The organism is Streptomyces sp. NPDC001493 (genome assembly GCF_053597235.1).
This window is the reverse complement of record NZ_JBSFHV010000011.1, coordinates 185,454-198,537: the sequence shown is the minus strand read 5'-3', so window position 1 is coordinate 198,537 and position 13,084 is coordinate 185,454. Positions and strand designations below refer to the sequence as shown.

Below are 13,084 nucleotides of genomic sequence, written 5' to 3'. Positions count from 1 at the left end.
CACCTGCGCTGACACACGGGCGCGCAAATGTTCTCGGACAGGCTGACCAGGTCTGCCTGGTGGAGCAACCGGAGCAGCGTGACTGTCTTCTCGCTGCGGCTTGGCGCGTGTCGGACCCGTGATGAGATCCCGCAAGCCTACGAGTGCGTCTCGTCTGGAGTCAGCATCGCGCTGACCTTCCCCCGCGAAGTGGGGCCATCGCGGCCCCTCAACGCTTTCAGTTTAGCGCAACACGTAGAACTGGTGTAAAAGCAACTCGGCCCCAGGTCAATGAGGTTGGCCCGTGGCTTGGTCGCCAGATGCTGCCGTAGGTTGGGACGGACCTACGCGGAGGGCTGGGACTGCGATCCCTGCCGCTCGGCAGCCTCCTGCCGCACTGTTCTGCGGCGTGCGGCTTCCCGCTCCCGGGCTTCCCGGCGGGCGCGCTTCAGTTCCTGCCACGCTTCCCACGCTCGCCGAAGCGATGCGAAGAACTCGGGCAGCTGATCAAGGAATCCCTTGAGGGCGTACAGCAAGATCGACAGAATGCCGAAGATTGCAAGGATGGCGAGCGTCACGGCCCCGTCCAACGTCTCGGTACCTCTCAGTTACGGGTGACCGAGGCGGGGCTCATGCGCAGGGCATTCGTCAGCTCGGCCACAGCAAGGTGGCTGAACTGAGAAGCCCTGCTTCCGACGCATCGCCGGGTGTCTCAGACGGTCAGGCTCTCGCCCAACCGGTGAATCAGTTCTGCGCAACACTGGGACAGGGTTCAGTAGCCATTGGGGTTCTGTGATCCGGCGTCGGATGGCCCTCTCTGCCGTGCAGTTGGCAGCACTAGACCTGTCGGATCACTGGTTCTCAAAACGCCCTGCATCTCGGATGCGGGGCGCAGAGGCAGCTACATGATCTTTTTCCGCTACCCAGGTAGATGGTCGCAGCTCCGCCCACCTGGGTCCCATTGCGCTTACGAGGATAGCGCCCCGTGCCTTAACTGTCGCCCTGCGCAGCGAGGTTGCTCTTTGGCCTGCTGAAACGCGACTACCCCGCACCGGCGTGAACCGGTGCGGGGCTGCAGACTCGCACGGAACGGCCTACGCGGAGGGGGCGGCCCCGACGAGGTCTTCCCAGCCGAGGTCGGCGGCCACCCGCGCCGCGTCCCTGTCGACCACCGTGGTGCCGGACGTCCGGCGGATCTGGCGCCCTCCGTCTCTGGCCTGGAGCAGGAGAGATTTCAGCTTGGAGTCATGCCCGGGAGCGAAGGTGCGTTTGGTCGTGGCCGTGCAGTCGGTCGTCGTCTGCTGCCACACCTTGTCGCCCTGGGTGTTCTCGTGAACGAGGACCAGGAGCGAGTAGCTGGAGCACTCGCAGGGCTTGGCGGTCTCAGATGTCGTCATGCGCTTGCCTCAACAGGTCGAATCCGGGAAAGCGGTACATCCCACTCGATACCCCCACCCTGGGGGCGCATGAACGCCTGACGGCTGACCAGCCGCCCACCCTCCTTGAGGCGTTCCTCGATTACGCCGACCAGGTGGCCCGTGCGCTCCGAGATCGTGTCTATCACGAGCGTCTCGCGAGGCCATGGCAGCTCCCCGTGGTGGAGGGTCGTGGCTGGCTTTTGGTGCTGGGTCACTCGCGCCCCCCTCGCTGAAGTGCTTCGGCGAGGCGGGCGGCCACGACGGAGCGCACGCGCCCCAGCTCAACGAGCCGCAGCGCGGGTGATGCGGGGTCCACCCCAAGCGACGGAAGCACGATCCCGACTTGGGCCAGCGCTGCCCGAAGGGACTCCATCGCCACGAAAGGGTCGACGTCCTGCTGTTCCTTGGTTGCCATGAACGTGAGGCTAGAAGCGGGGAGTTGCCCGGCGGTATGCTGTTTTCCCGAATTTGCTCGACTGGTCACGAAGATTGCTGCTGTTTTCTCCTGCACCTTGCCTGACCCCGTAGAACCGGGCTGCGGCTCCGGCCATGCTGTTGATCAACACCCCTGGAAGGGAGAGCGCCATGGCTCGTCAGTTGCGCTTCACCGGGACAGACAGCAAGGTCGACGGTTGCCCCGCCCTGCATACGGACGAGGGTACCGGCGAGATCATCGTTCAAGGCACGCCCGTGACCGACCCCGGAGACCTGGCACAGCTCCAGCACTTCGGGCCGGACGATGCGGCAGTGGTCGTGCCGCGCGAACTGTTGGTTAACTGGGGACCGAAGGAGATGGAGCGGGTGCCGGAACTGGTCGACCGGGACACCTTCCGGCGTCTCTTCGTGACCTTCAAGCACACGGCTTGGCGTCTGGAGACGCGGCGCGGCTACGCTTCCGATCGTGAGGACCCCGACTTCCAAGAGTTCTTGGCCACCGGCTCCTCGCCTCGCGACCCCAACGAGCCTTGGTTCGTCAACATCAAGGCGCAGACGGACACGGGCAAGACGGTCGGTCGTGTCCGCCTCGCCGACCGCCCGATGACCACCGAACAGCGGTTCCTACTCGACTACGCCCGGCACAACGCGGCGGCCGGCGAGGAGATGCGCTACCTGTGGCGCGAGGATGCGGCCGACCTGCCCGCCGAAGACTTCTGGATCTTCGACTCGCGTATCGTCGCCCTGCTGCACTTTGACGACGCGGACAACATGCTCGACATCGAGCTGATCACGGAACCGGCCGAGGTCGTTCGATACGCCATCGTCCGCGACGCGGCCATGCACCACGCTGTCCCGTACGACCAGTTCGCGGCGCAGGTAGCCGCGACCGAGTAGCGTGCGTGACCGGTGAGCACCGACTACCAACAGGCAAGGGCAGCGCTGGGCGCGCGACTGCGCGAACTGCGGTTCTCGTGCCCTGGTGGTCGGCTCACCGGTCAGCAACTCGCCCAGCGGCTCGGCTGGCAGGGCTCCAAGGTCAGCAAGCTGGAGAACGGCAAGCAGACTGCCACCCCCGAGGACTTGAGGGCGTGGGCCGACGCGACCGAGCAGCCGGGCGTGTACGCGGAGCTTGCCGCCCGGCTGGCAGGGTTCGAGTCCCACATCAGGTCATGGCGTCGAGCGCTGGCGAACGGGTTCAAGCCGCTGCACGAGGGGCTGAGTGCGGAAATCGACCGCACCTCACAGATGTGGATCTGGGAAGAGTCGGTGATCCCAGGTCTGTTGCAGACCCCCGAGTACGCCCGCCACGTCATCCAGCGCTATTCGGAGCTGCTGGGCGGAGCCAGCGACATTGAGGCCGCCGTACGCTCCCGGGCGCAGCGGCAAGAGTGGTTGTACCGCCCTGGTCGCAAGCTGCACGTGCTGATGTGGGAGGCCGCGTTGCGGTCGCTGATCTGCCCGCCTTCGGTGCTGGCCGCTCAGCTCGACCGCCTCACAGGCATGATCGGCATGGACACGGTGGAGCTGGGCGTCATCCCGTTCATGGCGTCCGTCAAGATCGTGCCCGCCAACGGCTTCTGGGTCCTTGATGGCCGTCTGGTGGTCGCGGAGGACTGGCACGCCGAGATGTGGTTGGACGACGCCGACAACGTCGCCTTGTACTCGAAGGTCTGGCGCACCCTCCGTGAGTCGGCCGTCTACGGGGCCGATGCCCACAACGTCATCAACTCGTCCAGGCGCGCGCTGAACCTGCGTTGATGACGCTGTGGGCGCGTCTAAGTCAGAGCACACCGAGAGAACTCGTCACGAGTAGGCACAAGGTGAGCGCGCCTGCGAAGGCACCCCCGCCGAAGAGGACGGCCGGGGCTTTGGGCTCGGTGGAGTTGTGCTTGAGCAAGCCAGCCACGATGGCGACGATGACGGAGATCAGGGCACAGATAACGACGATCAGCACCTTGACGCCAAGGGAGAGATTCAACGGTCCGAGTACCTTTCTGGCAGTCGGACCGTGGCATGTCGAACCCCAGCCGACCACCACGCTCAATACGTGTTGGTCTTGCTGAGGCCCGCCGACGACGGGGCTCATCTCCTGCTGGTGCCCGGCCAGGGCTCCCCTGCTGTCTCCCGTCAAGGCTCCCGCAGTCTGCGCTAAGGCTGGGGCTATACCCCTGCCACGCCCCGGGGCCGTCGGTACCGGTGGCCGCCCTGCGATGTTGGCTGACAGCCAACTCTACCGAACGTGCGGTGTGTTGTCCGGTTCGTCGGGGCCGAGGGCTCCCGTGGTATCTCCCGTGGCCTCGTGCTGGCGGGTGCGGCCGCACGCCCCGGGCGGGGATCTCGTGCCCCCGGAGACCCCACGGAAGCCCTCCGCTGGGTATACCCGCGAGGCCAGCGGCTGCACCGGACGGCTGGCGTCATGTTGAGACCCCAGGGTCCCGGCCGGCCGTCACCACTCGTGTTGAAAGCCATCACCGCTCGTGACAGCCGCGGGAGGGTTGAGAGCTTGCCTAAAACGCAAGGCCCGGGGGTACTTGTATGCCCGGGAAATGGCGTGGTCCTCACGGAACCGACGCCCACAACGTCATCAACGCAGCCAGGCGCACGCTGAACCCCCGTTGATGACGTTGTGAGCGCGTCTCAGTCAGAGCACACCGAGAGAACTCGTCACGAGTGGGCACAAGGTGAGCGCGCCTGCGAAGGCAGCCCCGCCGAAGCATTCCTTGAAATGGGAAAGCGGGGGTGGCCCGGTGGCATGCCGCCCTACGGTTACGAGACTGCGTGCCAGGGCCAGAAGGGCAAATCGCACCTCGTGTGGGGCGGGGTGATGGCCGCCCTGCCGACAGATGACCCCGGCTGCCGGCCGGTTCCTGAACATCACCTCGTGCCGCCGTTCCGGGTGGAAGGCCGGGTCGACCCGCGTGTCCTGACCGGCGCCGATGTCCAGGAAGAAGAGGTGGCCCCGGAAACGGGCGTCCCGGTGCCCACGCGACCCGGCGCTCCGCCCCGGTGGCGGTATGCGGCCCTGACGCCCCTTCGGCCGCAAACCGTCCGTTACCCGGTGTCACTATCTGCATGTATGTACCACGTTCGGGTGGCCGTCGGGGTGCCGCGGGGGTTCCGGGGTGAGGTGGGCAGCCTTCAGGCGACCGCTGATCCTCGGCCCGAGAGGGTAATTCGTGGGACTGCCTCGTCCGTACACGCGCGCCATCACTGAGGGACCGACCCCTGCCGACCTCGCGGGCACGCCCGCTCTGCCCTACCCCAGCGGCTGGTCCGCGCTCGCCTTCTCCTCCGAACTGAAGCCCGGCACCGTGCTGACCCGGCCCCTCGCCGGGGAGGACGTGGTGCTGTACCGGCTCCGCTCGGGAGCGTTACGGGCCATCCGGCCGTACTGCCCCCACCTCGGCGCACACCTCGGACTGGCCCATGTCGACGGGGACGAACTCGTCTGCCCCTTCCACCAGTTCGCCTTCGGGCCCGACGGCGCCTGCGTGCGTACGGGATACGACACCCCGCCCCCGAGGTCGCCGCTGACGCGGCTGCCCGTGCACGAGGTCAACGGGGCCGTCTTCGTCTGGCGGCACCACGACGGCCGGGAACCCGACTGGTTCGTCCCGCCGTGGCACGAGATCGGCCACCGCCCGGCCCGGGAGGCCGCGTGGGAGCTCGGCGGGAACGTCCAGGAGGTCATCGAGAACTCCGTGGACCTCGGCCACTTCGCCACCCTGCACGGCTGGCAGCGGGCGGAGATGGGCGGCCCGGTGGTGTACGAGGACGCCGGGTTCCACGTCTCCATGCGCGCCCACGAGTCGGCGCCGCTCCTCGGTGACTTCGTCGTCGAGATCGAGGTGGACGGGTACGGCCTCGGCTGCCTCCACGCCGACGTGTACACGCCCCGGCTCGGGCTGCGGATGTGCACGATGGTGCTGCCGACCGCCGTCGGGCCGCACCGGATGCAGTTCCGGCAGCGCAACCGCATCGCCTTCACCGAGCCGTCCCGGCTGCCCGCCCCGCTCGCCCGGACCGTGAGCCGTACCGCCGCCCGGCTGCTGGACCGGGCGGTCTTCCGGTCGAGCTGCGAGTTCACCGCCGCGGACTTCCCGATCTGGAACCACAAGCAGTACCTTCAGCCCCCGAAGCTGGCGCACGGAGACGGCCCGATCGGCCCGTTCCGGCGGTGGGCCCGCCGGTTCTACCCGCCGGTGGACGTGAACGTGGACGCGGACGTATCCGGGGCGGGGGAGGCGGTACGGCGGTGACCGCGTGGGCCCGGCGCGGCGGGGAGACGGCGCGCCCCGGCGGGGCCTGACGGCTCGGCGACCCGGGGCCTGGGGGCCCTGAGGCCCTGTGCCCTGGGGCCCTGGGGATCTGTGCCCCGGGGCTCTGAGGTCCGAAACGACCGCGACATGACACCTTCATGCGAATGATCGATTCAGGTGTTTCCCTACCGAACATCCGCGTTGATCACGGGACGCCGGACGTGTTCCGGCGCCCCTCCCGTGAAGGACCCCCCTTGAGCGAATCCGGCACCTCCAGCACATCCAGCGCTTCCGGCGCGTCCCGCAGGCGCTTTCTGACCGCCGCCGCCGTCACCGGCTTCGGGGCCTCTCTCCCCGCGCTGCTGCCCGGCTCGGCCGCCGCCGCGACCCGCACCACCGACCAGCTCGGCGATGCCACCCGCGACTATCTGGAAACCCAGCGCAAGGCCGGTCTGGCGGCGGTGAAGCGGGGCACCGCCCTCCCCTTCCTCACCGGCACCCAGCTGGCCGCGATGCTGCTCGCCCGGGACGTCACCAGCACCCAGGTGACCCGGGCGTTCCTCGCCCGGATCGACGCCCTCAACGGCGACGGCATGTTCTCGGTGCCCTCCCGCAACCCGGACATCCCCGTCTTCGGCGACAACGGCAAGCTCAACGCCTATGTGCGCACCACCTCCGAGCTGGCCCTCACCATCGCCAAGGCCGCCGACAAGGCGCTGGACGCAGCGGCCAAGGGCGGCGATCCCGTGCCGTTCGGCTGCGGTGTACCGGTGGCGCTGAAGGACATCTACGCGGTCAAGGACACCGAACTGACCATCGGCTGCCCGCTCGCCGCCGGGAACATCGCCACCGGCGACTCGGTGGTCGCCGAGCGACTGCGCGCAGCCCACATGCCGATCCTGGGGCTGACCCACACCGGCCCGTGGACCAACGACGACACCTGCCCGCAGACCGCCAACCCGTGGAACCGCGACCTCTGCGTCGGCGGCTCCTCCGGCGGCTCGGCCGCCGCGATCGCGTCCCGGCTCGCGGTCGTCGCGACCGGCTCGGACACCGGCAACTCCCTGCGCAACCCCGCGCAGAACGTGGGAGTCGGCTCCATCAAGCCCAGTTACGGCCTGGTGCCCAAGCACGGTGTCACCGTGTCCAGCACCAGCCTGGACACCTGCGGCCCGATGGGCCGGTCGATGGCGGACGTGTCGATGCTGCTCGGCGTGATCGCCGGCCCAGACTCCCGCGATCCGCGCTCCGAACAGGCACCCGGCTTCCCCAACGGATTCCCGCTGGCGCCCCGCCCCGGCCGCAAGCCGTTCGCCGGTCTGCGGATCGGTTCGACCGTGGAGACCGAGACCTCGCCGGCCCGCGACAGGTGGACGGCGGGGATACTCGCCCGGCTGCGTGCCGCCGTCGCGCAGTTCGAGGAGCTGGGCGCCGAGATCGTCCCGATCACCCCGCCCGCCTCCAACCTGGGCAACACCGCCTACTGGGCGGCCGCGGCCGTCGACCCGGTGACCGGCGCGAAGGTCTCGGCGAGCAGCGCGTACGCCAACGCCGAGAACGCCTGGACGCTTCGAGGGACCTACGCCGTGACGGCGGAGGAGGACGCGGCGATCGAAGGCGCCGTGCGCACCCGGTTCCGCACCTCGCTCAGCACCATGGAGACCCAGAAGCAGCAGCTCCAGCAGCGGGCCGCCGCACTGACGGCCGCGGACCTCTTCGGCGCCCACCGGGTGCGCCGGGAGTACTCCGAGATGTGGGCGAAGGTCTTCGAGGAGAACGACATCGTCGCCTGTCTCTGGCCGCAGAAGGTGCAGACCCCGCCGGTCCGGGCCAACGACAGCACCGGCGGCTTCTCCGGCGTCGAGTCCAGCCGCCCGAACACCACGGGCTGGCCCTGCCTGAACCTCCCGGTGGGCCGTGACACGGACACCGGTATCCCGGTCGGCATCGACATGGCCGCCCCGTACGGCGGCGACGCGATCATCCTGCAACTGGCGATCGACTACCAGGAGCACCACCCCTACCACCTCGACATACCGACGGACCTGTGATGACGATGACGACGACCGACCCCACCAACGCCCGGCTGCGCGACCTCGACATCCCGGTGATCATGCCGCGCTTCGACCTCGCCGAACTCCCCTCCTTCGAGACCGCCGTGTCCACCGGCGACATCCCGGCCGCCACCTGCGCTCCGGCGAAGAAGAAGAAGCACGACGGTTCCCGCTGAACCGCCGCCCGCTGAACCGCCGCCCGCCGAACCGCCGCCCGGTGCGGCTCCGCCCGTCGTCGGGTCCGCACCGGGCAGGCGGCGACTCCCCTGAGGCGTTCCGCCGAGGGAGGCCCGAGTCGCCCACCTTCACGAGCTTCCTAGAACGAACTCCGGTCCTCGCTCCGGGAGTCCCGTACGAGGTGCGGTTCGTAGACACCGGCGCGTGCCGTACGCCGCCACGGGCGCGCCAGGTTCGCCGCGAACCCGGCGCTCGCCGAGCCGGTGTTCAACTCGACCACCGTGACCGAGGAGCGGCCGTCCGCCTCGCACCGGCCGATCCACTCGCCCCCGGGCGCGACCACACCGGAGGGTGCGGTCGCGCCCGGCCGTGCGTGTACGGCGAAACTCACCCAGTAGCCGTTGATGGCGGCGTGCGCCTGCGCCTCCACGGCGAAGACCGCCGACGAAGGCGTTCCGCCACCCGTCGTGGAGAAGAGCACGCAGTCGACGTCCAACTGTTCGTACTCACCGAACAGTTCGGGGAAGTGGACCTCCATGCCGAGCAGGCAGCCGAACCGGAGGCCGTCGACCTCGAAGGTGACGGGGGCCGAGCCCGGCGCGTACATGGAGGAGACCTTGGTGCGCGACAGCATGCGCTCGTCGTACCGGGTCACCAGCTCGCCCCGGTCGGAGATCACGTACAGGCTGTTGTGCGGCCGGTGCGGGCCGGAGAGCCGGTGCACCGACCCCAGCACGACCCACATCCCGAGCCCTCCCGCCAGCCGCGCCGTCGCGGCCAGCTCCTCGCGCAGCACCTCCCAGGCGACGCGGCTCCAATCCGCCTCAGGGCCGGTCGTCCCCGGGTTGGTCGTCCCTGGGTCGGTCGTCTCCGGGCCGGTCGTCTCCGGCCCGGCGGCGGGGAGGGATTCCGTACGTGATTCCGAGACGAACTCCCTGGTGGGGGAGCAGGTGGCGCCCTCCGGGAAGTGCACGATCCGGGCCCCGGCCCGGTGCGCCTCGCGCATGAGGCGGCGTACTTCGCGGGCGTTCTCGTGCAACTGCCGTTCGCTGCTCGGGTTCGCGTGTACGACGGACTGTGCGACGGCCAGTCGCACGCGTGTGGTTTCCGGCATGACCTTTCCCGACGATGTCGTGCGGAAGTGCCGGAGGGCAGTGGTGTAGGACTCGCCCGTCTTGGCGGCGCGGGCGCGTACCCGGCGCTTGAAGTTCCGGTTCGCTGTCATCCGGCCTTCCACGCCTCGGACGGAATCCCCCAGCGACCTCGTACGAGACATGTCGACCACGACAGCGGCCTGAGGCAAGAAGCCCCTTTGCCTCCGTGCAGAGGCCGAGCTGGGGTCGGCCGGGGGAGGTTCGGCGCAGGCCACGCCGGGACCGATGATGCCGGGGCCGTGGCCCTCGGTCAACGGCGCTTTCTCGTCAACTCCCCTCCGGGGAAGCCGGTACGCGGCCCTCCGGCCCCCCGAAGATCCCGTTCGCGACGGACCGGAACGCCTCCTCCGCATCGCGGCCGGCCAGGAAATCCGTCAGGTTCCGGCTCAGCAGCAGTGAGGCGAAGCCGTGGGCCAGGGACCAGGCGGCCACCCCCTTGCGGCGGGCCTCCTCGGCGACCTCGGGGTGGTCGGGCGCCAGCCCCGCCACGCCCTCGCGGAGGGTGCGGGTGGCGCGGTCACGTGCGGCGGTCAGGGCGGGGTCGTCGGCGCGGTAGAGGTCGGGCTGGAACATCACCTGGAAGTGCGCGGGGTGGTCGGTGGCGAACCGTACGTACCGGGCGCCCTTCTCCACGAGGTCGGTGACCTCGGAGAGGGAGTCCGCGAACAGGGTGTACGCCTCCGTCGCCACAGCCGTCAGCAGGCCGGCCCGGTCCGTGAAGTGGTGGGCGGGGGCCGCGTGCGAGACCCCGGCGCGGCGGGCCAGGTCGCGCAGGCTGAGGGCGGCCGGGCCCTCCGTGGTGATCACCTCCACGGCCGCCGCCAGGATCGTGCGCCGGAGATCGCCGTGGTGGTACGGGGGCTGGTGCGGGGGTCGGCGCCGGGCCTGTTCGCTGCTCATACCCGTACCGTACGCCGCATCTAGTCATTGACAAGTTCGGAGGGCGGGTGCAGGCTGGATATCTAGACAGTGACTAGATGGCTCGGTGTGCAGCTTCACGACCTCGTACGAAGGCGGAGATCATGACTGAGGGAACGGTCCAGGAAAAGGTCGCGGAGCTGGGGCGCGTCCGGCAGATGTGGCACCTGCTGGAGCCCCTGCACGCCGTGCTGTACTTCGCGCCGGAGGCCTTCGAGGAGGCCGCCGCACTGGGGTACGGCATCGAGGAACGCTGGCCGAGCTACTTCGCCTGGCGGTCCGCGCCGGCCGGGGCGGCCGGGGCGGCCGGAGGCGGCGTACCGACGGAGGAGTACGTCACCGGGGCCTTCTACAGCTTCAGCCCCGCGATGGTGCGTGCGTACGTTCCCGGCATCTGGGCCACCGCCGACCCGGAGGCGGTGCTCGCCGCGCGGAGCCGCGCCGTGGACCGTACGTACCGGGCACTGCTCGGGGCCTGGATCGAGGGCCCCGAGGCGGCCGAAGCGGCGGCACTGGCCCGCAGCGCGGCCGAAGCAGCGGCCGCTGTGGGACCGGCTGCCTCTGCGGAACCGGCCGCCCCTGCGGAACCGGTCGCCCCGGGCGTTCCGCTTGCGCTCGGCGCGGCCAACTCCGCGCTGCCCTGGCCGGAGGCCCCGCACCTCGTGCTCTGGCAGGCGGCCACGATCCTGCGCGAGCACCGGGGCGACGGCCACCTCACCGCGCTCCGGGAGGCCGGTCTCGACCCCGTCGAAGCGCTGGTCTCCTTCGCGGCCGTGGGCGCCGCCCCCGTTGCGGTGTTCGCGAGCCGGGGCTGGAGCGAGCAGGAGTGGACGGCCGCCCAAGAGCGGCTGGAGGCCCGGGGGCTGGTGACGGAGGACGGTACGGCGACGGAGGCCGGCCGGGCGCTGCGTACGGAGGTGGAGCGGCGTACCGACGAACGGGCCGCCGAACCGTGGCGCGCGCTCGGAGAGCCGGGCCGGGCCCGACTCGCGGAGCTGCTGGGCACCCCGTGGCTGGAAGCCGTCGGCTCGGGGCTGCTGCCCGCCGAGACCACCCTCGGCATCGGGAAGGTGTGAGGCCCGCCGGATCGCGCGGAGAAGTCGCGCTGAGAGGTCGCGTCGCGCAGAGAAGTCACGGAGACGAGTTGGCGGGGGCGAGCGTCGGCGGTCGGTGCCGCGTTGGCGGTCGGTGCGGGGGCCCGGGGCAAGCGGGGGCTGGAATGTGCACCCGGGCCCCCGCGTTCCGTTACATATGAGCAGTATATCCACCCGTGTCCCCCTCCCCGAGCCCGGCCCAGCACGGTCCCACGACGGGCCTTCGGAGCGGTCGGGGCCGGAGGCCGTACGGATGCGGATCGCCGCCGAGCGGGCCTCCACGAGTGAGCAGATCGAGGCGCTCCGGCGTGACTTCGACGGGATCGTCGAGGCCAACGCCCTGGTCGCCGTCGACGACGAGCACGACCCGGAGGGCTCCAGCACCGCGTTCGAGCGGGCCCACGTCGCCGCCCTCCTCGCCCGCGCTGACGAACACCTGACCGAGCTGGACCGTGCGCTGGAACGGCTGGACCGCGACGACTACGGCCGGTGCCGAGGCTGCGGGGAACCGATTCCGGCCGCCCGCCTGGAGGTGCGCCCGGAGGCGACCCTCTGCATCGGATGCGCGGAGGCGCGGGAAGGCAGCCGTCGGCGCTGAGGATTCGCCGCAGCCCGACTGAGAGACCGTCACCCCACGCGTGGTTCGGGCCGTCACCCCACGCGTGATCCGGACCGTCATCCGGAGACCCGCACGCCATGAATGGCAGCCGACGGGGAAGACGTCCGTAGGATTCCCGGGTTCGGCTCTCTCCCCGTCAGGACGGCTGCCAGTGATATCTCTCCGTACGTACCGCGTGGCCCTGCCCGCCCTGAGCGCCTTCGCCGTACTGGCCCTGGCCGGCTGCGACCCCGACGACCTCGCCGTCCCGGACGAGACCCCGGGCGCAGGGGCGAACGACGGCGGGCGGTCCACCGAGGGCTTCGGCGCGAGCCCTCTGGACAACCCCGACGGTACGAAGCCCGGCCTCGCCCCGCTGACCACCGACGCGGACCGGGCCGAGGCACGGAAGATCATCGAGAAGGTGCTCACCAAGGGGCGCGGCCCCAAGACCGGTTACGACCGCGACGAGTTCGGCTCGGCGTGGAAGGACACCGTGAACGGCATAGCGCTGTCCCGCAACGGCTGCGACACCCGCAACGACCTGCTCAAGCGGGACGGGCAGCAGGTGCGGTTCCGCAGCGGATCCGACTGCGTGGTTGCCTCGCTGACGCTCAAGGACCCCTATACCGGTTCAACGATCGCGTGGACCAAGACGAAGGCCACGAAGATCCAGATCGACCATGTGATGCCCCTTTCCTACGACTGGCAGATGGGCGCCTCACGCTGGAGCGACGCCAAACGCCAGCAGATCGCCAACGACCCCCTCAACCTCATCCCCGTCGACGGCCCCACCAACGGCTCCAAGAGCGACTCTGGCCCCGCCGCCTGGCTGCCCCCGTACAAGCCGATCCGCTGCTCGTACGCGCTCCGCTTCGCCCAGGTCTCGCTGAAGTACGACCTGCCCGTGACCACGGCCGACAAGGCGATGATGCTCAAGCAGTGCGCGGCCTGATCCGTCGTTCGTCGGCCGCTGCGTGAACGCCGACCCGCCG

Annotated in this window: 14 protein-coding genes; 8 read left to right on the top strand and 6 right to left on the bottom strand. The window is 69.8% G+C overall.

The window, feature by feature from the left end:
- Positions 1-323: 323 nt before the first annotated feature.
- The 3 genes from ACWCWD_RS17945 to ACWCWD_RS17935 all read right to left on the bottom strand — a co-directional run bounded on the left by ACWCWD_RS17945 (position 324) and on the right by ACWCWD_RS17935 (position 1,812).
- On the bottom strand, positions 324-557 hold the full coding sequence (locus ACWCWD_RS17945) for a hypothetical protein (protein ID WP_450773769.1): 234 nt from the start codon (positions 555-557) through the stop codon (positions 324-326).
- A gap of 516 nt (positions 558-1,073) precedes the next feature.
- Complete coding sequence (locus ACWCWD_RS17940) at positions 1,074-1,376, bottom strand: hypothetical protein (protein WP_450773768.1); 303 nt, start codon at positions 1,374-1,376, stop codon at positions 1,074-1,076.
- A 232-nt stretch (positions 1,377-1,608) separates the two neighbouring features.
- Positions 1,609-1,812, bottom strand: coding sequence for a hypothetical protein (locus tag ACWCWD_RS17935; protein ID WP_450773767.1), 204 nt, complete (start codon positions 1,810-1,812; stop codon positions 1,609-1,611).
- 170 nt (positions 1,813-1,982) lie between these two features.
- Here ACWCWD_RS17935 and ACWCWD_RS17930 point away from each other — a divergent pair, with 170 nt between their 5' ends.
- Together ACWCWD_RS17930 and ACWCWD_RS17925 are read left to right on the top strand one after the other, a co-directional pair.
- A complete protein-coding gene (locus ACWCWD_RS17930; RefSeq protein ID WP_450773766.1) occupies positions 1,983-2,729 on the top strand; it encodes a DUF6879 family protein in 747 nt (248 codons plus the stop codon).
- A gap of 12 nt (positions 2,730-2,741) precedes the next feature.
- Positions 2,742-3,593 (top strand): helix-turn-helix domain-containing protein, encoded by an 852-nt coding sequence (locus tag ACWCWD_RS17925; RefSeq protein ID WP_450773765.1) that lies wholly within the window; start codon positions 2,742-2,744, stop codon positions 3,591-3,593.
- Positions 3,594-3,615: 22 nt separating this feature from the next.
- On the opposite strand, the gene ACWCWD_RS17920 is transcribed toward ACWCWD_RS17925, so the two are convergent.
- On the bottom strand, positions 3,616-3,813 hold the full coding sequence (locus ACWCWD_RS17920) for a hypothetical protein (RefSeq protein ID WP_450773764.1): 198 nt from the start codon (positions 3,811-3,813) through the stop codon (positions 3,616-3,618).
- Positions 3,814-5,011: 1,198 nt separating this feature from the next.
- Here ACWCWD_RS17920 and ACWCWD_RS17915 point away from each other — a divergent pair.
- From ACWCWD_RS17915 to ACWCWD_RS17905, 3 genes are all read left to right on the top strand, one after another.
- On the top strand, positions 5,012-6,094 hold the full coding sequence (locus ACWCWD_RS17915) for a Rieske 2Fe-2S domain-containing protein (protein ID WP_450773763.1): 1,083 nt from the start codon (positions 5,012-5,014) through the stop codon (positions 6,092-6,094).
- A gap of 254 nt (positions 6,095-6,348) precedes the next feature.
- Positions 6,349-8,145, top strand: a complete 1,797-nt coding sequence (locus ACWCWD_RS17910; RefSeq protein ID WP_450773762.1) for an amidase — start codon at positions 6,349-6,351, stop codon at positions 8,143-8,145.
- Entirely contained in the window at positions 8,145-8,324 is a 180-nt protein-coding gene (locus ACWCWD_RS17905) for a hypothetical protein (protein ID WP_450773761.1), read from the top strand. The genes ACWCWD_RS17910 and ACWCWD_RS17905 overlap by 1 nt, the downstream gene beginning before the upstream one ends.
- Before the next feature lie 140 nt (positions 8,325-8,464).
- Here the strand turns inward: ACWCWD_RS17905 and ACWCWD_RS17900 are convergent, their stop codons facing one another.
- Positions 8,465-9,550, bottom strand: coding sequence for a carbon-nitrogen hydrolase family protein (locus tag ACWCWD_RS17900; protein WP_450773760.1), 1,086 nt, complete (start codon positions 9,548-9,550; stop codon positions 8,465-8,467).
- A 196-nt stretch (positions 9,551-9,746) separates the two neighbouring features.
- Positions 9,747-10,379, bottom strand: coding sequence for a TetR/AcrR family transcriptional regulator (locus ACWCWD_RS17895; protein ID WP_450773759.1), 633 nt, complete (start codon positions 10,377-10,379; stop codon positions 9,747-9,749).
- A 122-nt stretch (positions 10,380-10,501) separates the two neighbouring features.
- Here ACWCWD_RS17895 and ACWCWD_RS17890 point away from each other — a divergent pair, with 122 nt between their 5' ends.
- The 3 genes from ACWCWD_RS17890 (at position 10,502) to ACWCWD_RS17880 (ending at position 13,044) form a co-directional block, all read left to right on the top strand.
- Positions 10,502-11,473, top strand: coding sequence for an SCO6745 family protein (locus tag ACWCWD_RS17890; protein ID WP_450773758.1), 972 nt, complete (start codon positions 10,502-10,504; stop codon positions 11,471-11,473).
- A gap of 271 nt (positions 11,474-11,744) precedes the next feature.
- Entirely contained in the window at positions 11,745-12,089 is a 345-nt protein-coding gene (locus ACWCWD_RS17885; protein WP_450773833.1) for a TraR/DksA family transcriptional regulator, read from the top strand.
- Between the two features lie 172 nt (positions 12,090-12,261).
- Positions 12,262-13,044, top strand: coding sequence for an HNH endonuclease family protein (locus ACWCWD_RS17880; RefSeq protein ID WP_450773757.1), 783 nt, complete (start codon positions 12,262-12,264; stop codon positions 13,042-13,044).
- Positions 13,045-13,084: the final 40 nt, after the last annotated feature.